This is a genomic window from Streptomyces sp. CO7 (assembly GCF_053474865.1).
In genome coordinates this window covers 534514-556918 of sequence record NZ_JBRIOU010000004.1, presented here as the reverse complement: position 1 = coordinate 556918, position 22405 = coordinate 534514, and the positions used below count along the sequence as shown (strand labels likewise).

General features: G+C 72.8%; 22 protein-coding genes and 1 pseudogene. 10 read left to right on the top strand and 13 right to left on the bottom strand.

The genetic code is table 11. The annotated features are described in order from the left end of the window. Window positions 1–137: 137 nt before the first annotated feature. Both ACOV8S_RS15340 and ACOV8S_RS15335 read left to right on the top strand, forming a co-directional pair. Window positions 138–602, top strand: a complete 465-nt coding sequence (locus tag ACOV8S_RS15340; RefSeq protein WP_448318383.1) for a sec-independent translocase — start codon at window positions 138–140, stop codon at window positions 600–602. A 193-nt stretch (window positions 603–795) separates the two neighbouring features. After that, window positions 796–1449, top strand: coding sequence for a hypothetical protein (locus tag ACOV8S_RS15335; RefSeq protein ID WP_448318382.1), 654 nt, complete (start codon window positions 796–798; stop codon window positions 1447–1449). A 212-nt stretch (window positions 1450–1661) separates the two neighbouring features. Here ACOV8S_RS15335 and ACOV8S_RS15330 read toward each other — a convergent pair whose 3' ends face one another. The 3 genes from ACOV8S_RS15330 to ACOV8S_RS15320 are packed head-to-tail and all read right to left on the bottom strand — an operon-like array spanning window position 1662 to window position 4825. Next, the gene (locus ACOV8S_RS15330) at window positions 1662–2795 is read right to left on the bottom strand and encodes an Mrp/NBP35 family ATP-binding protein (RefSeq protein ID WP_108954515.1); all 1134 of its coding nucleotides are present in this window, start codon (window positions 2793–2795) and stop codon (window positions 1662–1664) included. Between the two features lie 43 nt (window positions 2796–2838). Beyond that, entirely contained in the window at window positions 2839–3519 is a 681-nt protein-coding gene (locus ACOV8S_RS15325) for a DUF1003 domain-containing protein (protein ID WP_448318381.1), read from the bottom strand. Then, a complete protein-coding gene (locus tag ACOV8S_RS15320; protein WP_448318380.1) occupies window positions 3509–4825 on the bottom strand; it encodes a magnesium transporter MgtE N-terminal domain-containing protein in 1317 nt (438 codons plus the stop codon). The genes ACOV8S_RS15325 and ACOV8S_RS15320 overlap by 11 nt, the downstream gene beginning before the upstream one ends. 236 nt (window positions 4826–5061) lie before the next feature. On the opposite strand from ACOV8S_RS15320, the gene ACOV8S_RS15315 reads away from it, so the two are divergent. Continuing rightward, complete coding sequence (locus tag ACOV8S_RS15315) at window positions 5062–5784, top strand: hypothetical protein (RefSeq protein WP_448318379.1); 723 nt, start codon at window positions 5062–5064, stop codon at window positions 5782–5784. 41 nt (window positions 5785–5825) lie between these two features. Here the strand turns inward: ACOV8S_RS15315 and ACOV8S_RS15310 are convergent, their stop codons facing one another. Beyond that, window positions 5826–6365, bottom strand: coding sequence for a hypothetical protein (locus tag ACOV8S_RS15310; RefSeq protein WP_448318378.1), 540 nt, complete (start codon window positions 6363–6365; stop codon window positions 5826–5828). A gap of 22 nt (window positions 6366–6387) precedes the next feature. Continuing rightward, window positions 6388–7545, bottom strand: a complete 1158-nt coding sequence (locus tag ACOV8S_RS15305; protein WP_448318377.1) for a magnesium and cobalt transport protein CorA — start codon at window positions 7543–7545, stop codon at window positions 6388–6390. A gap of 558 nt (window positions 7546–8103) precedes the next feature. Between ACOV8S_RS15305 and ACOV8S_RS15300 the strand changes: the two genes are divergently transcribed. The 4 genes from ACOV8S_RS15300 (at window position 8104) to ACOV8S_RS15285 (ending at window position 11300) form a co-directional block, all read left to right on the top strand. Continuing rightward, the gene (locus tag ACOV8S_RS15300; RefSeq protein ID WP_448318376.1) at window positions 8104–8688 is read left to right on the top strand and encodes a suppressor of fused domain protein; all 585 of its coding nucleotides are present in this window, start codon (window positions 8104–8106) and stop codon (window positions 8686–8688) included. A 169-nt stretch (window positions 8689–8857) separates the two neighbouring features. Beyond that, window positions 8858–9499 (top strand): DUF6758 family protein, encoded by a 642-nt coding sequence (locus tag ACOV8S_RS15295; protein WP_448318375.1) that lies wholly within the window; start codon window positions 8858–8860, stop codon window positions 9497–9499. Window positions 9500–9666: 167 nt separating this feature from the next. Further along, window positions 9667–10557, top strand: coding sequence for a PHP domain-containing protein (locus ACOV8S_RS15290; RefSeq protein WP_448318374.1), 891 nt, complete (start codon window positions 9667–9669; stop codon window positions 10555–10557). A 137-nt stretch (window positions 10558–10694) separates the two neighbouring features. Then, the gene (locus ACOV8S_RS15285; protein ID WP_448318373.1) at window positions 10695–11300 is read left to right on the top strand and encodes a MarC family protein; all 606 of its coding nucleotides are present in this window, start codon (window positions 10695–10697) and stop codon (window positions 11298–11300) included. 93 nt (window positions 11301–11393) lie between these two features. Here ACOV8S_RS15285 and ACOV8S_RS15280 read toward each other — a convergent pair whose 3' ends face one another. Then, window positions 11394–11546, bottom strand: coding sequence for a hypothetical protein (locus ACOV8S_RS15280; protein ID WP_448318372.1), 153 nt, complete (start codon window positions 11544–11546; stop codon window positions 11394–11396). Between the two features lie 198 nt (window positions 11547–11744). On the opposite strand from ACOV8S_RS15280, the gene ACOV8S_RS15275 reads away from it, so the two are divergent. After that, window positions 11745–12650, top strand: coding sequence for an NYN domain-containing protein (locus ACOV8S_RS15275; protein WP_448318371.1), 906 nt, complete (start codon window positions 11745–11747; stop codon window positions 12648–12650). Window positions 12651–12756: 106 nt separating this feature from the next. Here ACOV8S_RS15275 and ACOV8S_RS15270 read toward each other — a convergent pair whose 3' ends face one another. Beyond that, window positions 12757–13662 (bottom strand): alpha/beta fold hydrolase, encoded by a 906-nt coding sequence (locus tag ACOV8S_RS15270; protein ID WP_448318370.1) that lies wholly within the window; start codon window positions 13660–13662, stop codon window positions 12757–12759. An 82-nt stretch (window positions 13663–13744) separates the two neighbouring features. Beyond that, a complete protein-coding gene (locus tag ACOV8S_RS15265) occupies window positions 13745–16021 on the bottom strand; it encodes a DEAD/DEAH box helicase (protein WP_448318369.1) in 2277 nt (758 codons plus the stop codon). A 607-nt stretch (window positions 16022–16628) separates the two neighbouring features. Here ACOV8S_RS15265 and ACOV8S_RS15260 point away from each other — a divergent pair. Next, window positions 16629–17384 (top strand): ferritin-like fold-containing protein, encoded by a 756-nt coding sequence (locus ACOV8S_RS15260; protein ID WP_448318368.1) that lies wholly within the window; start codon window positions 16629–16631, stop codon window positions 17382–17384. Between the two features lie 256 nt (window positions 17385–17640). Here ACOV8S_RS15260 and ACOV8S_RS15255 read toward each other — a convergent pair whose 3' ends face one another. The 4 genes from ACOV8S_RS15255 to ACOV8S_RS15240 all read right to left on the bottom strand — a co-directional run bounded on the left by ACOV8S_RS15255 (window position 17641) and on the right by ACOV8S_RS15240 (window position 19546). After that, window positions 17641–17928, bottom strand: a complete 288-nt coding sequence (locus ACOV8S_RS15255; protein WP_448318367.1) for a hypothetical protein — start codon at window positions 17926–17928, stop codon at window positions 17641–17643. A 141-nt stretch (window positions 17929–18069) separates the two neighbouring features. After that, entirely contained in the window at window positions 18070–18297 is a 228-nt protein-coding gene (locus ACOV8S_RS15250; protein ID WP_351114827.1) for a DUF3107 domain-containing protein, read from the bottom strand. A gap of 133 nt (window positions 18298–18430) precedes the next feature. After that, complete coding sequence (locus ACOV8S_RS15245) at window positions 18431–19072, bottom strand: TetR/AcrR family transcriptional regulator (protein ID WP_108954502.1); 642 nt, start codon at window positions 19070–19072, stop codon at window positions 18431–18433. Between the two features lie 243 nt (window positions 19073–19315). After that, window positions 19316–19546 carry a hypothetical protein gene (locus ACOV8S_RS15240; protein WP_448318366.1) on the bottom strand — a complete coding sequence of 77 codons (231 nt, stop codon included), beginning with the start codon at window positions 19544–19546 and terminating at the stop codon, window positions 19316–19318. A gap of 109 nt (window positions 19547–19655) precedes the next feature. On the opposite strand from ACOV8S_RS15240, the pseudogene ACOV8S_RS15235 reads away from it, so the two are divergent. Continuing rightward, window positions 19656–20654 (top strand): annotated as a pseudogene (locus ACOV8S_RS15235) (SCO6880 family protein). A gap of 793 nt (window positions 20655–21447) precedes the next feature. On the opposite strand, the gene ACOV8S_RS15230 reads toward ACOV8S_RS15235, so the two are convergent. Next, complete coding sequence (locus ACOV8S_RS15230) at window positions 21448–21885, bottom strand: lactococcin 972 family bacteriocin (protein WP_448318365.1); 438 nt, start codon at window positions 21883–21885, stop codon at window positions 21448–21450. Between the last annotated feature and the right edge of the window lie 520 nt (window positions 21886–22405).

Below are 22405 nucleotides of genomic sequence, written 5' to 3'. Positions count from 1 at the left end.
CCACAGGTACGTCACCCGGCCGTCACCCCCGTGTGGCCCGGGATGTGTTGTATGCGTCAGAGGGTGTCGGGGCAGTACCGGTGGGGCGGGTTCGCCGGGTACCGTGGATCTGCCCCGGGACACGCAAGGAGCTTCAGGTGTTCAATGACATAGGATCGCTCGAGCTCATCACGCTCGTCGTCCTCGCCGTGCTCGTCTTCGGGCCGGAGAAGCTTCCGAAGGTCATCCAGGACATCTCCCGGACCATCCGGAAGATCCGCGAGTTCTCGGACAGCGCCAAGCAGGACATCCGCCAGGAGCTCGGCCCGGAGTTCAAGGACTTCGAGTTCCAGGACCTGAACCCCAAGACGTTCATCCGCAAGCAGCTGCAGAACGACGACCTCGGCCTCGACGAGATCCGTGAGTCGCTCGACCTGAAGAAGGACATCCAGCAGCTCGCGGACCCGAGCATCGCCAACGACCCGTCGTACAGGTCCCCCGCGGCCGCCTCGCCGCCGCCCGCCGTGGCCGCGTCCGGCCAGGCCGCCGGCCCGGTCGGCCTGGAGAAGAAGACGCCGGAGCCGGTCGCCGAGCGCCCTCCGTACGACCTCGACGCCACCTGATCCCGGCCGCCCGGACCTGCCCTCCGTCCGGCCGTACCCCCCTTACCGTTCCGCGCCCGTCCGACCCACCCGGTCGGCGGTAATCCCGGACCGGTGAAGCGGGGTGGCTATGCTGCCGAGTTGTTGTGCGGACCGGCGGACGATTCTTCACCATCCCCCCGCGGTCCGGTGAAGAACGAGGAGGCGTCCGGGCATGGAGACGAGAAGTCGGGTAGGCGCGCAGGCGTCGGCGGTCGCGGGCGGCCGGCCCGTCGCGGGCGGCAGCGGGGTCGACGGCTACCTGCGGGCGCCGTTCCCGTGGTACGGCCTCGACGACGCGTTCACCGGGGAGCGCTGGCTGATGCAGGTCGCCACCTCCACGGACGGTGCGGTCGAGCACGGTTCCCTCGGCCACGGCGACGAGCCGTCGGTCCGCTACGAGGCCGCCGAGGACAAGGAACGATTCGCCGTGGTGGTGACCGTGGCCGACCAGCCGGTCCGCCGCAGCGCCGACGGCACCGGCGTACTGGACGCCACCACCGTCTCCTCGGCCGCCTGGCTGGCCGGTCTGGGGCTGCTGTCCTACACCTGGCCACTCCAGATGGACCACAGCCTGCGCGACGACTGGCTGGAGCAGCAGACCGAGACGGCCTGGGTGCTCGCCGACGACATGGAGAGCCCGGCCTGGACCACCCTGATGCTGCCGGTGGACGGCGAGGCGACGACCTTCCACTACCGGGAGTCGGAGTTCGGTTGGGTGCTGGCCGGCTCCACCGGCGACGGCGTCCACCTCGGGGCCTACGGGCGCGGGATGAGCGCCTACGGCCTCGGCTTCTCCGCCGTCGAGGACATCGACGCCTACGCCTGACCGGCTTGATCAGCCTGACCGCCCCGGCCTGACCGCCCCGGCCTGACCGGTCCCGCCGGAAGGCCCCACGCTCGGGCGGCCCCCGTCCCGGCGGGCCCCGGCGGTCGGGCCCCGCCAGGGCAGCCCGAGGGCGCCCCGGCACGACGAAGGGCGCCGTCCCGGGAAGGACGGCGCCCCTTGTGCGCGGCCGCGGGCGGGCGGCCGGGCGTGGATCAGAACTTGTTGCGCGGGGTGATCCCCAGCGACATGCCCGACAGCCCGCGCTGACGCCCGCCGAGCTTGCCGGCGATGGCCCGCAGCGCGGCGCCCGCCGGGGAGTCGGGGTCGGTCAGCACCACCGGCTTGCCCTCGTCGCCACCCTCGCGCAGACGCACGTCGATCGGGATCGAGCCGAGCACCGGCACCGTCGCGCCGGTCGTGCGGGTCAGGCCGTCGGCGACCTTCTGCCCGCCGCCGGTGCCGAAGACGTCGACCATCTCGTCGCAGTGCGGGCACGGCAGGCCCGACATGTTCTCGACCACGCCGACGATCTTCTGGTGCGTCTGCACCGCGATCGAACCGGCCCGCTCGGCGACCTCCGCGGCGGCCTGCTGCGGCGTCGTGACGACCAGGATCTCCGCGTTCGGGACCAGCTGGGCCACCGAGATGGCGATGTCGCCGGTGCCGGGCGGCAGGTCGAGCAGCAGGACGTCCAGGTCGCCCCAGTACACGTCCGCCAGGAACTGCTGGAGCGCGCGGTGCAGCATCGGGCCACGCCACACCACGGGCGCGTTGCCCGGGGTGAACATGCCGATGGAGATGACCTTCACCCCGTTGGCCGAAGGCGGCATGATCATGTTCTCGACCTGGGTGGGCCGCCCGTCGGCGCCCAGCATCCGCGGCACCGAGTGGCCGTAGATGTCGGCGTCGACGACGCCGACCTTCAGGCCGTCCGCGGCCATCGCCGCGGCCAGGTTGACCGTCACCGAGGACTTGCCGACGCCGCCCTTGCCGGAGGCCACCGCGTACACCCGGGTCAGCGAGCCGGGCTTGGCGAACGGGACCTCGCGCTCGGCGGTGCCGCCGCGCAGCGCGGCCGCCAGCTCCTTGCGCTGCTCGTCGCTCATCACGTCCAGCGTCACGTCGACCGAGGTCACGCCCTCGACGCGGGTGAGCGCGGACGTCACGTTGTCCGTGATGGTCCCGCGCATCGGACAGCCCGAGACGGTGAGGTACACCGTGACGGCGACCGCGCCGTCCTCGCCGATCTCCACCGACTTGACCATCCCGAGCTCGGTGATGGGCCGCTGGATCTCGGGGTCGTTCACCGTCGCCAGCGCTTCGCGCACCGCGTCTTCCGTAACCATAAGGACGATGGTACGGCCCTCGGAAGGACGCCGGGCAGGGCCGTCAGCGGTCTTCTGCGTCACGTCCCCGCTCGTGGGCCGGGCGGTGCCCCGCGCGCTGCTCCTCCAGCTCCTTGAGCATGTCGTGCAGCTCCGAGCGGATCCAGTCACGGGTGGCGACCTCGCCCAGGCCCATCCGCAGCGCGGCGATCTCCCGGGTCAGGTACTCGGTGTCGGCGATGGAGCGCTCGTTCTGCTTGCGGTCCTGCTCGAGGTTGACGCGGTCGCGGTCGTCCTGCCGGTTCTGCGCCAGCAGGATCAGCGGGGCCGCGTAGGACGCCTGCAGCGACAGCATCAGGGTCAGGAAGATGAACGGGTACTCGTCGAAGCGCAGCGCCGAGGGCGCGGCGATGTTCCAGCCGACCCACAGGACGATCGCGAACGTCATCCACACCAGGAAGCGGCCGGTGCCCAGGAAGCGGGCGATCCGCTCCGAGACCCGGCCGAACGCGTCCGGGTCCCACTCGGGCAGCAGCCGGCGGCGGGGGCCCAGCGGAAGGTCCAGGCGCTCGCGCGTGCGGGTGCCGGTGGCGCCCGCCACGGACCGCGCCTCCCGCGCCTCGCGCCGCTCGCGGGTCTCGCGGCGCTCCCGGGTCTCGCGACGCTCCCGGCCGTGCGCCGTCGCCCGGCCGCGGCCGGGAGTGTGCTCGTCGCCGTGCCGGCGGTCCTCGCGGTCAGCTGCCATCCGCGGTGGCCTCCTTCGGCGCGTCGGCGGGGTGCTCGGCGGCCGGCGGCTCCTCCTCCAAGTGGTACTCCGTCTCCCGCCAGTCCTCGGGCAGCATGTGGTCGAGCACGTCGTCCACGGTGACCGCGCCCAGCAGTGACCCGTTCTCGTCGACCACGGGGGCCGCGACCATGTCGTAGGCGGCGAAGAAGCCCGCCACCACGGGCAGGTCGGCGGTGGGCGACAGCGCCTGCAGGTCGTCGTCGATGATCGAGCCGACCAGCGTGTACGGGGGGTCGCGCAGCAGCCGCTGGAAGTGGACGGTCCCCAGGTACTTGCCGGTGGGGGTGTCCTCCGGCGGGCGGCAGACGTAGACCTGCGCGGCCAGCGCGGGGGAGAGGTCGGCGTTGCGGACCCGGGCCAGCGCGTCGGCGACCGTGGCGTCCGGGCGCAGCACGATCGGCTCGGTGGTCATCAGACCGCCCGCCGTGCGGTCCTCATAGGCCATCAGGCGGCGCATGTCGGCGGCGTCGTCGGGCTGCATCAGGCTCAGCAGCCGCTCCTTGTCGCCCTCCGGCAGCTCGGACAGCAGGTCGGCCGCGTCGTCCGGGTCCATCGCCTCCAGGACGTCGGCGGCGCGCTCCTCGGCGAGCTTGCCGAGGATCTCGATCTGGTCGTCCTCCGGCAGCTCCTCCAGCACGTCGGCCAGCCGGTCGTCGTCCAGCGCCGCGGCGACCTCGGCCCGGCGCTTGGCCGACAGGTGGTGCAGCACGTTGGCGAGGTCGGCGGGGCGCAGCTGCTCGAAGGTGGCCAGCAGGTTCTCCGCTCCCTGCCCCTTCTCCTCCAGGGACAGGCCGGTGACCGCGGACCACTCCACCAGGAACTGCTCGCCGGCCTTGCGGCGGAACGCGCCGCCGCGGCCGCCGCGCTGCACGAAGAGGCGGTCGACCTCCCACTCGCGCCGCGAGGACAGCTGCTGCACCGACAGGTCCAGGACGGTGACCTCCTCGCCGGTCTCCTCCAGCCGCACCCGCCGGTCCAGCAGCTCGCCGAAGACCAGCCGCTCCGGCGGACGCTGCTCGAAGCGGCGCACGTTGAGCACGCCGGTGGTGATCACCTGGCCGGACTGGATGCCGGTGACCCGGGTCATCGGCAGGAAGATCCGCCGCCGGGTGGGCAGCTCCACGACCAGCCCCAGCAGGCGGGGAGCCTTGCGGCCCACCCGCAGCACCACGATCAGGTCCCGCACCCGTCCGACCTGGTCGCCGTTCGGATCGAACACGGCCACGCCCGCGAGGTGGGAAACGAAGATCCGCCCACCCGCCATGTACAGCCTCCTTCGTCAGGCCCCTCGTCGTCGCGCCCTTGCCCCTTGTTGCCCGGAAACGCCGCAGTGGGCGGGGATCAGGCTAGCCCGTACCGGTCCGGTACGCCCTGGTGAGGGGTCCGGACGGACTGCCTCCGTCTGCCCCGTCGGGCCCCCGGTACGCTGCCCCTCAGCCCGTCGAGACCGGATGAGAGGCAGCCGCGCCTGTGACCCCGATTCCCCAGCGTCGTACCCGCATGGCCGTCCGTGTCGCGGCGGTCTGCGCACTGGCCCTGGCGACGACGGGGCTCGCCGGGTGCGGGTCCGACCCGGACGAGGGGACCAACGGCGTCGGCAAGCTGGAGCCCGCCGCGATCCGCGACCGCGCCATGAAGGCGGCCGGCTCCGCGGGATCGGTGCACCTGTCCGGCACGGTGATCACCAAGGACGGCGGCGTCGAGCTGGACATGGAGCTGTCCGAGGGCGGCGGCCGCGGCGAGGTCACCTCCGGCGGCACCACCTTCGGTCTGCTGCGCATCGGGGAGACCCTGTACCTGCAGGCCGGCGCCGACTTCTGGAATCAGGCCGCGGGCGGCGACGGCAAGGGCGTCGAGGGCACCACGGCCGAGAAGCTGGACGGCAAGTACGTGAAGGTGCCCGAGAAGGACCCGGCGTACAAGCGGTTCAGCGGCTTCACCGACATGGACACCCTGCTGGACGGGCTGCTCGCCCTCGACGGCAAGCCGGCCAAGGACGACTACCACGAGGTGGGCGACGTCCGGACGATCCGCCTCAAGGCCGACGACGGCGCCGGCGGGCGGATGGACGTCTCGCTGCAGGGGACGGCCTACCCGGTGCGCGTGGAGCGGCCCGGCGGTGGCGGCACCCTCCGCTTCACCGACTGGGACAAGCGGATCGACCTCAAAGAACCGCCGAAGAATCAGCAGGTCGACTACGGGCAGGACCTGCCCGAGACGTAGCGCTGCCGCCGCCGGACAGGGCGCGGTGTGCGGCGGCCCGCTCAGCCCCGGCGCCGACGGCGGAAGAGCAGGCGCGGGAGCGCCGCCGGGACGGGTTCGCGGGTGGTGGCCGCGGTGGGCAGCGGCGCGGCTGTCAGGGCGCCCTCGGGGGCGGGCAGCGCGGCCCCCAGCGGCTCCAGGCGCAGGACGCGGCACTCACGGGCCCACCGCTGCGGCATCTCCTCGGCGTCCGGCGCGTTGAGCCGCTTGCCCTTGAGCTCGCCGACGGCCTCCTCCCAGGCGCCGGAACCGGCCGTGAGCTCGGTGACGACCGCCCGGCAGGACACCAGGCGCCCGCCCTTGTCCTTGGAACGCAGCGTGAGGACCACGTGGCCGCCGTCGGCCGGCCCCGGAAGCGGCTGCTCGCCCGGCCCGTCGCCGACCACGCAGACCGCGCCGTCGTGCCAGACGTGCCACAACGCCCGCTCGGGCCCCTCCGCGGAGTCCGCGGGGCGCACCCACACCAGCGCGGACTTCTTCGCGGCCTCCTCGACGAGGGCACGGTCGAACAGCTCGTCCGTCTTGTCACCAGCGGTCGTCATGGCAGCAGCCTAGCGAGCCCGCCTAGAGCCACCCGTTGCGCTTCAGGGTGCGGTGGATGCCCAGACAGATGACCACCGTGAAGCCCATGACGACCGGGTAGCCGTACTTCCAGCCCAGCTCCGGCATGTGCTCGAAGTTCATCCCGTAGACGCCGCAGACCATGGTCGGCACCGCGACGATCGCCGCCCAGGAGGTGATCTTGCGCATGTCCTCGTTCTGCGCGACCGACGCCTGCGCCAGGTTGGCCTGCAGGATGGAGTTCAGCAGCTCGTCGAAGCCGATCACCTGCTCCTGCACCCGGGCCACGTGGTCGGCGACGTCGCGGAAGTACTTCTGGATGTCCGGGTCGATCAGCCGCATCGGCCGCTCGCTGAGCAGCTGCATCGGCCGCAGCAGCGGGGCCACCGCCCGCTTGAACTCCAGCACCTCGCGCTTGAGCTGGTAGATCCGGCCCGCGTCGGTGCCGCGCGGCGCGCTGCCGCGGCGGCCCGGGCTGAAGACCTCGGTCTCCACGTCGTCGATGTCGTCCTGCACCGCGTCGGCGACCGCGAGGTAGCCGTCCACCACGTGGTCGGCGATGGCGTGCAGCACCGCCGAGGGGCCCTTGGCCAGCAGCTCCGGGTCCTCCTCCAGCCGGCGCCGCAGGGAGCGCAGAGACCCCCGGTCGCCGTGCCGCACGGTGATCAGGAAGTCCCGGCCGGTGAAGCACATGATCTCGCCGGTCTCGATGACCTCGCTGTCCTGCGTGAGGCAGTCGTGCTCGACGTAGTGCACCGTCTTGTAGACGGTGAAGAGACTGTCGTCGTAGCGCTCCAGCTTGGGCCGCTGGTGGGCCTGGACGGCGTCCTCGACGGCCAGCGGGTGCAGCCCGAACTCGGCGGCGATGCCCGCGAATTCGTCCTGCGTGGGCTCGTGCAGGCCGATCCAGACGAAGCCGCCGTCGCGCCGCGCGGCGCGCATCGCCTCCTGCGGGGTCGGCGTGGAGTCGAGGACCAGGCGGCGCCCGTCGCGGTAGATGCCGCAGTCGACGACGGCCGAGGGCGCGGGCGGGGCGGGCAGGACCGCCGGATCCAGGTGGGCCAGGGCCGCGGCGCCCCGCCGGGACGGCCGGACGCGCACGGAACGGGCGACGCGCTCGGAGGGACGGACCGCTGCGCGCAGGTCTCGGATCATCGACATGGCGGGGCTCCTTCGCTTTCGGCAACGAAAGGCCGAGCGTCCGACGGCCGGCTCCCCGAAGCCTTGTGACGAGGACGTCCGCCGTCACCCAGGGGTCCGGCACGTCCGTGAAGCGGGGAGCGCCGCACCGTCACGGCGTTCGAGCAGTCGCTGCTGATGCAGATCGAAAAGATCGACAAAGATCAGGCAGGCGAAACGAAGTGCTCTTCCCCGGCGCGGAGGAATCGGCTGACACCGCGACGCTGAGCGAGGGGGCGGTGGGAGCGGCGAGAACGCCGGAGCCGCGTCAGCGGCCGGAAGAGCGGGTGGTACTGCACGGTCGACTTCGGTCCATCGCAGCCCCACCTCCTCCGGCCGGTCCCTCGTGAGGGACGATCCATTCCCCTGGTGGGAGAGCGCGCACAGCGGCTCTCAGGGGGAGTATGACTGGCGTTCGGGACTCGATCGCGACGCTTGGCGTGCTGTCCCGGACTGCGGCCAGACTATCAGCCGAGGTGACTGTCAAGGTCTCCGCCCGTCCACGCTTTGCGCGTTCCGGACGAGTTCTATGCTCGCCGCATGGCTGATGTTCTTCCCCTGGTCGAGGCGCGTCTGCGGACCGCCCTGGGCGAACCCGGCGCCCGGGCCGCCGTCACCTTCCTCGGCACGGACCGCGTCGAGGTGCTCCGCTTCACCGAGGGGGACGTCGTCCGGTACGCCACGCTCGGGATGTCCGCGCACCCGATGAGCCACCCCACGGCGATGGTCGCGGACCCGGTGAAGGGACCGCGGGCCGAACTGGTGCTGTCCGTGCGGGGCGGCGTCGCGGACACCGACAAGGTGCTCCGCCCGCTGGCCGTGCTCGCCGCCTCTCCGCAGGTGGAGGGGCTTGTCGTGGCGCCGGGCGGATCACTGGACGTGGGCGAGCCGCTGTGGCCCGGGGCCCCCTTCACCTCCGTCCTGGTGGGCGAGCCGGGCGGGCTGGTCGAGGACCTGGAGCTGGACGCGCCGCTCGACCCCGTGCGGTTCCTGCCGCTGCTGCCGATGACCCCGAACGAGGCCGCCTGGAAGCGGGTGCACGGCGCGCAGGCGCTGCAGGAGCGGTGGCTGGCCCGCGGCACCGACCTGCGCGATCCGCTGCGCCGGTCGGTCGCCCTCGACTGAGTGACCGAAGTCACCCCCGGAAACCCGTCAACGGATGGCCGGAAGACGCCAGTTGGGATCCGGGCAGCGCGGGGCGACGGCGCGCGCCGGACCGCGCGCCACGCCGACCGGCCGCCGGACGGGTGATCGTCCTTGACGCGGCGCGGCCCAGGGAGGACCGTGGGACCTTATGAGGGGCGAACCCAGTTGCCCGAGGTGCGGTGGGCGCGTCAGGGCTCCCGGACTCTTCGCCGACGCGTGGCAGTGCGACGTGCACGGGGCGGTGCATCCGATGCAGCCCGTGATTCCGCCGAGCGTCGAGGCCCTCGGTGTGGTGGTGAACCGCACCCGGGTCCCGGTCTGGATGCCGTGGCCGCTTCCGGTCGGCTGGCTGTTCACCGGCGTGGCCGGCGCGGGTGACGACCGCAGCGGAGGGCGCGCCTCGGCGGTCGCCTGCTCCGGTCCGGGGCCGCTGGGCGGCATGGGCGAGCTGATCCTGGTGGCCGAGGAGCTCGGCGTCGGTCTCGGCGCCCACTACGCGGGGATCGACGGACCGGACCCGGGCCCCCACATCGACATCGCCAAGCCCGCCGAGGCCAAGCTGCACGCGGCCGGCCGGCCCACCCCGATGTGGCTGGTGGAGGGCGCCCCGGAGGACCGCGCGGTCTTCGCCGGCGAGGCGCTGGGCATGTGGCTGTGGGCCGTGGTGTGGCCCGAGCAGTCCGGACTCCTGATGTACGAGGAGCTGGTCCTCACCGACCTGCGCGAGGCGGGCGCCGAGATCGAGCTGGTGCCGTGCGGGGCGCTCTCGCCGCGTCTCCTGGAGCCCTGACGCGTCCGGCGGCGGGCCCGGCGACGGCCGCCCCTGTGCGGCATGGTCGCGACAGGTAAGTGTCGCCCCCGTGCGGCATGCTCGCGACAGGTAAGTGTCACCCACTCGGACGACCCCTTATCCTTGTGTCGACCTGTCCGTGCAAACCCTCGTCCGCTGGAGTCGCCGTGCGCATCGACCTGCACTGCCACTCCACCGCGTCCGACGGCACGGACACCCCCGCCGAGCTGGTGCGGGCCGCGGCCGGCGCCGGTCTGGACGTCGTCGCGCTGACCGACCACGACACCACCCGGGGCCACGCCGAGGCGCTCGCCGCGCTCCCCGAGGGCGTCACCCTCGTCACCGGGGCGGAGCTCTCCTGCCGCTGGACCGAGCCCGGGGCCGACCCGGGCGACGGGATGTCGCTGCACATGCTGGCGTACCTCTTCGACCCCGAGGAGCCCGCGCTGCTCGCCGAGCGCGAGCTGGTGCGCGACGACCGCGTGCCGCGCGCCCGCGCCATGGTGGCGAGGCTGCGCGAGCTGGGCGTCGGTGTCACCTGGGAGCAGGTCGCCCGCATCGCCGGCGACGGCTCCGTGGGCCGCCCGCACGTGGCCACCGCCCTGGTCGAACTGGGTGTCGTCGCCTCCGTGGACGAGGCCTTCGGCGGACACTGGCTGGCCGACCACGGCCGGGTCTGGGTGCCCAAGCACGAGACCGACCCCTTCGAGGCGATCCGCCTGGTCAAGGCGGCAGGCGGCGTCACCGTCCTCGCCCACCCCGGCGCCGCCAAGCGGGGCCGGACGGTGCCGGAGTCCGCGATCGCCGCCATGGCCGAGGCCGGCCTGGACGGCATCGAGGTCGACCACATGGACCACGACCCGGCCACCCGCGCCCGGCTGCGCGGCCTCGCCGCCGAGCTGGGCCTGCTGGCCACCGGCTCGTCCGACTACCACGGCACCCGCAAGACCTGCGTCCTCGGCGAGAACCTCACCGACCCCGAGGTCTACGGCGAGATCATCCGCCGTGCCTGGGGCGCGTTCCCGGTCCCGGGCGCCGGCGGACCCTCCGCCGCCTGACCCGGCGCCGCGGACCCTCCCGGTCCGTCGCCCGCCGCGTCCGGCCCTTCCCCCCACGTCCCACGCCGCGTCGCGCCGTGCCCTGCCCGGGCGCGCCCCGACGGCGGCGTTCCGCACCATCCGCAAGGCCATTCACCGTGTTCGACGTCGCCGTTTTCGGTTCCCTCTTCCTCACCCTCTTCGTGATCATGGACCCGCCCGGGGTCACCCCGATCTTCCTCGGCCTCACCGCGGGCCGGCCCTCCGCCGTCCAGAAGCGCATGGCGCTGCAGGCGGTCCTGGTGGCCGGCGGCGTGATCGCCCTCTTCGGCCTGACGGGCCAGCACATCCTCGACTACCTGCACATCTCGGTGCCCGCCCTGATGATCGCCGGTGGCGTGCTGCTCCTGCTGGTCGCGCTCGACCTGCTCACCGGCAAGACCGACGAGCCGCAGCAGACCAAGGACGTCAACGTGGCCCTGGTCCCGCTGGGCATGCCGCTGCTGGCCGGCCCCGGCGCCATCGTCTCGGTGATCCTCGCCGTCGAGAAGGCGGGCGACGTCGGCGCGCAGGTCGGCGTGTGGACGGCGATCCTCGCCATCCACGTGGTGATCTGGCTGGTCATGCGCAACTCGCTGCTGGTGGTCCGCCTGATCAAGGAGGGCGGCGTGGTCCTGGTGACCCGGCTGTCCGGCATGCTGCTCGCCGCGATCGCCGTGCAGCAGATCATCAACGGCGTGACCCAGGTGGTCCAGGGCTCCTGAGCCGGGGGCCGCGTCCGGCCGTGAAAGCACTGCGGCCCGGTGGGCAGCCTCCTTCGTGGGGGCTGCCCGCCGGGCCGCGGTGGTTCGGAGATGTTATGAGGCCGTGCAGTCGGCCGGACGGATCCAGAGGCGCTGGCCGATCTCGGCGGCCTGCTGCACGATCCCGTTGACGGAGGCGGCGTCCACGACGGTGCTGTCGACCGGTCGGCCGCTGGCGTCGTCGAGACGCAGAATCTCGAAGCGCATGCTTCTCCCTTCCCACGTCGGTATGTACCGGGTACAACACCCGAACCGGGCGGGAAGATTCCCTAGCTAAGGAAAAATTTTGGCCGCCTAAGTAAGTACGCTCATACCCGCAGCTCACGGGACCATGTGGGTGTGCGACAGGAACCGGGTGAGACCGGTTGTGTCCGCTCCGTGACCGCCGGGACAATGGGCCCCGGTATGAATGACGACCTCGCGGCGCTGACCGCAAGCATCGAGAGCACCAACGAGCTGCTCAGGCGTGTCCTCGCCGCGCTGGACAGGACGCAGTCCGCGCCGCAGTCCACCCACGCCCTCTTCGTGGACGCCGGCTACCTCTACGCCGCCGCCGGCCGGCTGGTGGTCGGCACCGAGGACCGGCGGGCCTTCGAGCTGGACACCGAGGGCGTGATCGCCGCGCTCATCGACAAGGCGGCGCTCCTCTTCCAGGACAGCCGGCTGCTGCGGGTGTACTGGTACGACGGGGCCCGCCGCCGCATCCACACCGCCGAGCAGCAGGCGATCGCCGAGCTGCCCGACGTCAAGGTCCGCCTCGGCAACCTCAACGCCAACAACCAGCAGAAGGGCGTCGACGGGCTGATCCGCTCCGACCTGGAGGCCCTGGCCCGCAACCGGGCCATCACCGACGCCGCGCTGCTCGGCGGCGACGAGGACCTGGTGCCGGCCGTGGAGGCGGCGCAGGAGTACGGCGCGCGCGTCCACCTCTGGGGCATCGAGGCCCCGGACGGCCGCAACCAGGCCGAGCCGCTGCTCTGGGAGGTGGACAGCGAGCGCACCCTGGACCTGCAGTTCCTCAAGCCGTACGTCTCGCGCCGGGCCACGGTCGCCTTCGAGGCGGCGGCGGCCCGGCCGACCTGGGAGGACGTCCGCTTCGTCGGCGCGCAGATCGCCGCGCGATGGCTCGCCGAGCGGGGGCCGGAGGCGATGGAGGCGCTCCTGACCGAACAGCCGTACCTGCCCGGATCCGAGGACCAGGCCCTGCTGGTGCAGGCCGAGGGGCTGCTCGGCTACTCCCTGCGCGGGCAGTCCGACCTGCGCCGGGCGCTCCGGGACGGCTTCTGGGACCGCCTGCGCACCGTGCGCTGAGCCGGTCCTCGGCGGCGGGGCGGGCGCTGAGTGGCGCCACCGCGCGCGGTGGCGTGCTGCCCCGTGTGCCGAGCCGCCGCGCGCCGTGACCGGCGTCCGGGTGCGCTCAGCCGCCGGCGGCGGGGGACGAGTCGTCGAGCGGGACGTCGTCCCAGAAGCCGGCGATCGCGCGGGCGGTCTCCTCGGGACGGTCCACGTTGGGGGAGTGCTCCGCGCCCTCCACGACGGTGCGACGGGCGCCGAGGCGGACGGCCATGTCGTCGAAGAGCTCCACCGGCCACACGTCGTCGCGGGCGCCGGAGAGGACGTGACAGGGCAGGCCCACGGCGGCCAGCTCCCCGACCCGGTCCGGTTCCACGCACAACTGGCGTCCGGTGGCCAGCAGCTGGGCCGGACGGGTGCGCAGCCAGCGTTCCCGCAGCGGCCTGGTGTCGGGCTGCTCGGCCAGCGCCTCGGGCGCGACGGTGGCCTCCATCGCCTGCATGACGTCCCAGACCTGCGCCATCGACAGCGAGGACAGCGCCTCGCGGAGCATGGTGACGCGCTGTCGCTGGGAGTCGGAGATATGGGCCGGGCCCGAGGACATCAGCGTCAGGCTGCGGAACGGGGAGGCGTCCCGCAGGACGGCGGCGCGGGAGATCTGCCCGCCGAGCGAGTGTCCGAGCAGGTGGATCCGGGCGCCCTCCGCCTCCGCCAGGGTGTGCGCCTGGGAGAGCAGGTCCTGGGCCAACTCGCCCTGCGCGTACGCCTTCTCGTCGTGGTCGGGCCCCTCGGACTCGAACTGTCCGCGCCCGTCCACGGCCACCGTGCGGTAGCCGCGGGCCGCCAGCGGGGCGTGCAGCGCGATGAAGTCCTCCTTGCTGCCGGTGTACCCGGGCAGCAGCAGGGCGGTGCCGCGATCCACCGCGCCGGCGGCGGAGGGCATCTCGATCGCGGCGAACTCCCCACGCGAGGTGGCCAGTTGGAACGCGCGCGCGCCGGGCGGGGGAGTGAAGGTGTCGGGCCTGCTCATGGCGGTCAGGTTACCGAGCGGGCCCGGGAACGCCGACGGCCCGGCTCCCCCCGAGGGGGGACCGGGCCGTCGGGCGGGAGCCTCAGCTCTCGGCCGGCTGCGCGGCCTTGCGGGGCGTGCGGCGGCGCGGCTTGGTCTGCGCCTCCTCGCCCGCCTGGGCGGGGATCCCGGCGACCGGGGCCGCCTCGGCCGTCTTGCGGGTCCGGCGACGCGGCGCTGCCTCCACGGCCTCGACGGTGTCCGCGACGGCCTCGGCCTGCGCGGGTGCGGCGGCCTTGCGGGTGCGGCGGCGCGGCTTGGCCTCGGCGTCGGCCGGGGCCTCCACCGGGGTGACCTCGGCGGTCTCCGCCGGGGCGGCGGCCTTGCGGGTGCGACGCTTCGGAGCGGCCTCCGCCGCAGCCTCGACCGTGTCGGCCACGGCCTCGACCGGCGCGGCGGCCTTGCGGGGGCGGCGCTTGGGCGCTGCCTCCACGGCCTCGACGGTGTCCGCGACGGCCTCGGCCTGCGCGGGCGCGGCGGCCTTGCGGATGCGGCGGCGCGGCTTGGCCTCGGCGTCGGCCGGGGCCTCCACCGGGGTGACCTCGGCGGTCTCCGCCGGGGCGGCGGCCTTGCGGGTGCGACGCTTGGGCGCTGCCTCCACGGCCTCGACGGTGTCCGCGACGGCCTCGGCCTGCGCGGGGGCGGCCGCCTTGCGGGTGCGGCGGCGCGGTGCGGCCTCGGGCTCCACGGGGGCGGCCTCGGCGACCGGCGCGGTCTGCGCGGCGGCCTCCGTCACGACGCCCTCGGCGGCACCGGCACCGGCACGGGTGCGGCGACGACGGCGGGGGGCGGCCTCGGTGCCCTCGGCCGTCTCGACGGCCGCCTGCGCGGCGGGAGCCGCTGCCTGAACGGGGGCCTCGGCGGGAGTCTCCACGGCGGCGGTCGCCGCGGCGGCGGCCTGGCTCACCGGGGCGCCGTTGCGGGTGCGGCGACGGCGACGCGGGGTGCGCGGAGCGCGCTCGCCCTCGGCGACCTCCGTCGCACCGGAACCCTCGCCGCGCGACGGACGCTCGTCACGGGAGCCACGGTCGTCACGGGAGTCACGGTCGTCGCGGGACGGACGCTCGTCGCGCCCGCCACGGCCACGGCCGCCACGCCCGCCGCGGTCACGGTCGCCCTTGCGGCCGCCCGGCTCGCCCAGGTCCTCGATCTCCTCGGCGCCCAAGCCCGCACGCGTCCGCTCGGAGCGCGGCAGTATGCCCTTGGTGCCCTCGGGGATGTTCAGGTCCGAGAAGAGGTGCGGAGACGTCGAGTACGTCTCCACCGGGTCGTTGAAGCCGATCCCCAGCGCCTTGTTGATGAGCTGCCAGCGCGGGATGTCGTCCCAGTCGACGAAGGTGACCGCCGTGCCCTTGGCCCCGGCGCGGCCGGTGCGGCCCACGCGGTGCAGGAAGGTCTTCTCGTCCTCGGGGGACTGGTAGTTGATGACGTGCGTGACGCCCTCGACGTCGATGCCACGCGCGGCGACGTCGGTGCAGACCAGCACGTCGACCTTGCCGTTGCGGAAGGCGCGGAGCGCCTGCTCGCGGGCGCCCTGGCCCAGGTCGCCGTGCACGGCGCCGGCGGCGAACCCGCGACGCTGCAGCTGGTCGGCGATGTCGGCGGCGGTGCGCTTGGTACGGCAGAAGATCATCGCCAGCCCGCGGCCCTCGGCCTGCAGGATGCGGGCGACCATCTCGGGCTTGTCCATGTTGTGCGCGCGGTAGACGAACTGCTTGGTGTTCGCGACCGTCTTGCCCTCGTCGTCCGGCGAAGTGGCGCTGATGTGCGTGGGCTGCGACATGTAGCGGCGGGCCAGGCCGATGACCGCGCCCGGCATGGTCGCCGAGAACAGCATGGTCTGGCGCTTGGCCGGAAGCATGTTGATGATCTTCTCGACGTCCGGCAGGAAGCCGAGGTCGAGCATCTCGTCGGCCTCGTCGAGGACCAGGCTGCGGACGTGCTTGAGGTCGAGCTTCTTCTGGCCGGCCAGGTCGAGCAGTCGGCCCGGGGTGCCGACGACGACGTCGACGCCCTTCTTGAGGGCCTCGACCTGCGGCTCGTAGGCGCGGCCGCCGTAGATCGCCAGGACGCGGACGTTGCGGACCTTGCCGGCGGTCTGCAGGTCGTTGGTGACCTGGGTGCAGAGCTCGCGGGTGGGGACCACGACCAGCGCCTGCGGCGCCTCGGTCAGGTCCTCCGGCTTCGCCCGCCCGGCCTCGACGTCGGCGGGGACGGTGACCCGCTCCAGGAGCGGCAGGCCGAAACCGAGGGTCTTGCCCGTGCCGGTCTTGGCCTGGCCGATGACGTCCGAGCCCGAGAGGGCCACGGGGAGCGTCATCTCCTGGATGGGGAAGGGGGTGACGATGCCGACGGCCTCGAGGGCCTCGGCCGTCTCAGGAAGAATTCCGAGATCGCGGAACGTGGTAGTCAGGGTGCTGCCTCTTCTGTGTGCGCGGCGCGAGGCGAGCGCGGGGGATCAACCGTGCCGAGCACGGCCGTACCGAACCGGAAGGACGTCGTCGGCCCTGCTTCGGGGCGGGCCTGTGGCACGGGACCACGCCGACGCTCCAGCACTCGTACCGCTGAGGGTCCCCTCCGTGGCCGCACGCGGAAGGCCTGCGGGCGAGGAGGGCTGTCGGGTCGGAGCCGATCGGGCCACCGACCGGGCATCCTCATTCATGCGGCCCGCCGGATACGAGCGGGCGCAATACCACCATACCCCGGAATCGCGCACATGCGACGGTCGATTCGGTGACGTCGTGGGGCTCACACCGCCCCGGCGCGCGCCGTGCGCCTCCGCCGCCGCACCGGCCGTCCGCCGGTGCGCGGCACGCCCGCACGCCACCGGGCCCGGGCGCGCCGCCGTGACGCGAAGGCCGGCGAGGACAGTGACGAGGAGGACGGTGACGGCCGGGGCGCCGGGCGGGCGGACTATCGTTCGTTTCATGACGACGCCTGACAACGCCACCGGCCAGACCGACGCCCCCGCTCCGGACGCCGCGACCCAGAAGGTCGCCGCGCAGACCTGGGAGCAGGCCTCCGCAGACCCGCAGTACCGCGCCGCCGTCGTGGACCTGCTGGGAGCGCTCGCGTACGGCGAGCTGTCGGCGTTCGAGAGGCTCGCCGAGGACGCGAAGCTGGCGCCGACCCTGGCCGACAAGGGCGAGCTGGCCAAGATGGCCTCTGCCGAGTTCGGCCACTTCGACCGGCTGCGGGCGCGCCTCGCGGAGATCGACGTCGACCCGGAGGAGGCGATGGCCCCCTTCGTCGCGGCCCTGGACGGCTTCCACCGGCAGACGGCGCCCTCCGACTGGCTGGAGGGCCTGGTCAAGGCCTACGTCGGTGACTCGATCGCGGCCGACTTCTACCGCGAGGTCGCGGTGCGGCTGGACTCCGACACCCGCGAGCTGGTGCTGGCGGTGCTCGACGACCTCGGCCACGCGGAGTTCGCCGTGGAGAAGGTGCGGGCGGCCATCGAGGTGGACCCGCGGCTGGGCGGGCGCCTCGCGCTGTGGGCGCGCCGGCTGATGGGCGAGGCGCTGTCGCAGTCCCAGCGGGTGGTCGCGGAGCGCGACGCGCTCTCCACCATGCTGGTCGGCGGGGTCGCGGACGGCTTCGACCTCGCGGAGGTGGGCCGGATGTTCTCCCGGATCACCGAGGCCCACACCAAGCGCATGGCCGCCCTGGGCCTCGCCGCCTGACCTTCCCGGCGGCGGCCGGTCCCGGTGGCTGGTCCGGGCGGTCCGTCCCGGGCCGCTGCGGTCACCCGGGCCGCAGGACCGGCGAGTCGTTGCCGGTCGCTCCGGGGGGTGCCGGCGGGTGTGCCGAAGGGGGCGGTCGGGTCGCCGGTGCCCGGCCCGCCGGTTGGTCGTGCTCCCGGTCGTGCAGTCTGTCGGCCGGGCCGGTGGGTCAGGCCGTCGGTCGGTCGGGACACCGGTCGGACGGGCCGCCGGTGAGTCAGGCCGCCGGGGGACGGGCCGCGGGCCGGCGGCGGGCGCCGGTGTGCTGCGGGCGCAGCAGCAGCGAGACCGCGGCCGCGGACAGCGCCGCCGCACCGAGCAGCACGTACGCGACCCGGCCGGGAGCCAGGGCCCCGTATGTGATCAGCGTGCCGAGCAGGGCGCCCGCCACCCCGGTGGGCAGGACCACGCTCGCGGGCGGCAGCCGGTGCGGGATCCGGTGGACGGCCGCGTAGGCGAGCAGGAGCCCGATGAGCACCGAGGCCGGCGCTGCGAGGAAGAACATGGCGGGTCCCTTCACCAGGAGCGTGCACGGAAGGTCCCCGTGTGACTACCCGCCCATCACGCCCCGCACACGCCGAAGGGCCGGACGGCTCAATGCCGTCCGGCCCTTCACGTGCGCGTCCGCGCGCCGCGCAGCCGCCGCTTACAGCGCGCCGAAGCCCACCTTGCGGGGAGCCGGCTCGCCCAGCTCGACGTAGGCGAGACGGTCCGCCGGGACCAAAACCTTGCGGCCGTGCTCGTCCACCAGGGTCAGCAGCGCCGACTTGCCGGCGAGCGCCTCGGCCACGAGCCGCTCGACCTCCTCGGCGCTCTGACCGCTCTGCAGAACGATCTCGCGGGGCGCGTGCTGCACGCCGATCTTGACCTCCACGGCCTTGTCCCTCCGACGGTCAGTGGTGCGCGGACATCTCGCTTCCGTCCGCGCCGTACCCCGGACACATTAGTCCAGGCGGGGCCCTTCCCGGGGTGTCGCCGGGCGCCGGGTCCGCCAGGGGCCGGAGCGGTCAGGCGTTCTCCGTGCCGTGCAGCGGGAACCCGGCGATGCCGCGCCAGGCGAGCGAGGCCAGCAGCTGCACCGCCTTGTCCCGCGGCACGCTGCGGTCGCTGTGCAGCCAGGCCCGCGCCACCACCTGGGCGAGACCGCCCAGACCGGAGGCCAGCAGCATCGACTCCTCGCGGGAGAGCCCGGTGTCCTCGGCGATGACGTCGCAGATCGCCTCGGCGCACTCGTTGGTCACCTTGTCCACGCGCTCGCGCACCGCGGGCTCGTTTGTCAGGTCCGACTCGAAGACCAGGCGGAACGCGCCGCCGTCGTCCTCCACGTACGCGAAGTAGGCGTCCATGGTCGCCCGGACGCGCTGCTTGTTGTCGTGCGTGGAGGCGAGCGCCGCGCGCACCGACTCGATCAGCGCGGCGCAGTGCTGGTCCAGCAGGGCCAGGTACAGCTCGAGCTTGCCGGGGAAGTGCTGGTACAGCACCGGCTTGCTGACGCCCGCCCGCTCGGCGATGTCGTCCATGGCGGCGGCGTGGTAGCCCTGGGCGACGAAGACCTCCTGCGCCGCCCCCAGCAGCTGGTTGCGCCGGGCACGGCGCGGAAGCCGGGTGCCGCGCGGGCGTGCCGCCTCTGTCTGCTCGATGGCTGTCACGCCGCCTCCCAAGATCGTCCGTGCGCGGCGTGGGCCGCAGCACCATCGTACTTTTCGGTAACCGTCCTGTGCGTCCTGCGACCGGAGAAATTCACCGGGCGGTGAGAGACCCCCGGGGCCGGGGCGACGCGGGTGGCGCGGACGGCCGCTTCGGGCCGCCCGCCGGGCGGTTTCCGGGGCCTTCGCCCCCCGCACACCGGCCGCACCGGGCCGGTGCGGGGCCTTCGCCGGCGGCGTCCGCGGTCAGCGGTAGTCGTCCTCGTCGAGTTCCACCACCCTCGCCTGTTCGGCGAGGTCCGCCTCGGCGGCACGGTCGCCCGCCTCGCCGCGTACCGGCTCGTCCTTGGCGGGACGGACGTCCGCGAGCTGCTCGGCCGCGTCGTGCTCGGGGGCCTCGACGTCGATCTCCGGGGCGGCTTCCTCCTGCTCCTCCTCGTGGACGAAGGTGTCCGGGTCGGTCGGGTCGACAGGCATGGTGGGGCTCCCTTCGGTGGGGTTCCGGTCCGTGTCGCCCGGGGCGGCGGTCCGCTCCGGGCGGGGTGCCCTGTGGGGTCGAGCCTAGGAGACACCCGGCGCAGGCGCGATGCCTCCGCGTGCGGATGTGTGCCCGGGGCCGCGCGGATCACACCGGCCCGGCCGCCGCGATCCGGGCCGGGTCCTCCACGACGAGGACGACGACCTGCCCGGCGTCCTGGCGCCGGTCGTGCCGATCAGCGTGGAGGACGGTGAGGGCGGCCACCTCGGCACGGCCTGGAACCGCCGCACCGGCCACCTGACCGCCACCGTCCTGGTCGCGCCGATCTCCACCGCGCTCGCCAACCGGGACGCCGTCGACACCTGGGTCGGCCAGTGGCACGCCTGGCTGGCCCGCCTCGGCCACACCCCGAGCGTCGCTTGGGTCAACGTCACGGTGGACACCGCCACGGACCCGGGGAGCACCATCGAGGACTACGTGGCCGAGCGGGTGGACCCCGCGGCACCGGCTCCGGCGCGGGAGCTGATGGACACGCTGGTGCGGATGTCGCCGTCCGCCAGCGCGCACGTGGAGACCCGGGTCTCCATCACCTTCGACCCGTCCCGGGTGCCGGAGCGGGCGGAGTCCTTCGGCGAAGCGGTCGCCGAGTGCGTGCGCGTCCTGCGCGGACTCCAGGCGGCGCTCGGCGGCTGCGGGGTCAGCGTGCTGGGCCGCGCTTCGGCCGCCCGTCTGGCGGGCATCGCCCGGGGTGCGTTCGACCCGGACTCTCGGGGCGAGGTCGCCCGCTGCCTGGCGGTCAACCCGACGACCGGCCTGTAAACCAACTCGGGCGCCCTGCTGTCGCGCGGAGCGTTCGGCCCGCTCTCGGCCGTCGAGCACCGGACTTGGTACGAGCACGACGGGGCGGCCTCGGTGTCGTGGGTGATGGAGTCCCCGCCCAGGCAGTTCGTCACCTCCGACGTCCTCACCCCGCTGCTGGGGCCGGGCCGCCACCCACGCCGCGTCTCCCTCTTCTACGAGCCCTTCCTCGCGGAGACGGCCGCGAGGCAAACTCGAGGACGAGGTCAACGCCGGCGCCTTCCGCGCTTGCGCTGCCATTGTGCCTAGGTCACACAGGCGTGACGCTCTCGCTGCTGGGCTGTTCATCCGATCCTGCGGAGCGAGTACGTCGGGAGCGCCACGACGCCCAAGCCGTGTGACCCACCAGAGCTACAGCAACACCGCCTGCGGTGAGCCGAATCACGCTCCAAGTCATCCCGACACGCGGCTCTTGCAGATCCGCTTCTACGGATATTCGCATGGATGTCTCGTAGAACGCTATGAGCGGAACGATCAGCCGGAAGGGGAGGCCACGAATGCCTGGCACTCGTGCCAGGTTACCCAAAATCCCCATGGGAGCCCCAAGAATGAAGGCCACTATACCCCACATGAGAATTCTAGACGACAGTCCTTCGCTTGAGGCTCCGTATTCCAAGCCGACCGGCACTGCGGGGCTCAGGCTCTTGAATACGTAGTATGTGACTACGCCGACGGTCAACCCGAACGATGACAGAAGGGCTGACTCGACCTTGGATCGGCCAAAATAGCCCACCATGAACGCGTAAGCGGCCCATGACCATCCGCCGGAAAAAACGAGACTTAGGGAGGCGGAAGCCAGGTTATCCGATTTTCCTGCAATTGGGCCAACCAGACCCAGTAGCAAACCTGACCCCAGGGCAACTGCCGCTGGAACAGCGCGAGTGCGCAGGGATGTATTGATGCCTCTTCCCCGTTCCGTGAATATGTCAAGTCGCTGGCGGTGCCACCCCGAGACTTATCCAGGCGAACCGAAAGATCAAAGTGACACCGCCAGCCTACTCCCGCACCCTGCAGCCACCCAAGACTAGATGCAGATTGAGCCCTACTTGATGCTGTAGTAGGTGTAGCAGGTGGCTCCACCCGGGCCGATTTCACTGGCATTGGCAGTCCTAGTGGCTGCCAACCAACCGCTATCGTCCGTTTCGCCGTTGATCTTCACCGACGACTTGTGCACCTTCGTGTGGTGGTAGTAGTTCGAGTAGCAGTCCTTGCCTTCGACCACGGCGAACCAGCCGTAACACCACTCTCCACCGCTTGCATTAACGCAAGCGTTCATCGTCCCCATGGAGTCAGCCGGAGCTTCCAGCTTGATCTCCATCACGCCCCATTCAGCAGGGTTCCCCAGCTCTTTGGGTGGGACAACGGGCGCTCCGACGTATGGCTTGATCTCTCCCGTGGCGGAGAGCGCCTTGCGAATTGGTGCGCGATGGCGGGTGATGAGCGCCTTCCACGCCGTCCGCACGCCCTCCGACATGGCCATGGCCGGATGTCGAGGTGCTTCCAGTCCCCCCTCCTGCGTGGGTCTTCACGCTCCGAGGGGAACCTCAGACCGCCTCGACGTGTCGTTCGGGGCCGCGGCGCTCGCCGAGGTCTGACGGGAAGAGCCGGGGCACGCCGTGCCGCCCCCGGAGGCGACGGTCGGGAACGCCTCTTGGAACCCGGCCATCGCGACACCGGGCGGATGCGCAAGCTGCTGGAGGATTTGCGTATCAGCGGGTGGCGGGTGAGGGAGACCGACCGGGACCGCTGGCCGGGGGGAGCGCCCGGCCGGCAGCCGCCGTGGACGCCGCCCCCCGGCATATCCAACAGCAACCCCAGCTCCCATCCTGTCTGCCGTCGACCCACACTCCGTGGAGCAGGCGCGGTGCCTGGCGTCCAGGTGGAGCGCCCCACTGGACGAACGACCTGGACGCCAGGTGCCGTGTCTGCTCGGCTCTGCCTGGGTCGACGGCAGACGGGATGGGAGCTCCCCGCCCGCATCAGCCACCTTCGGCTGGCAC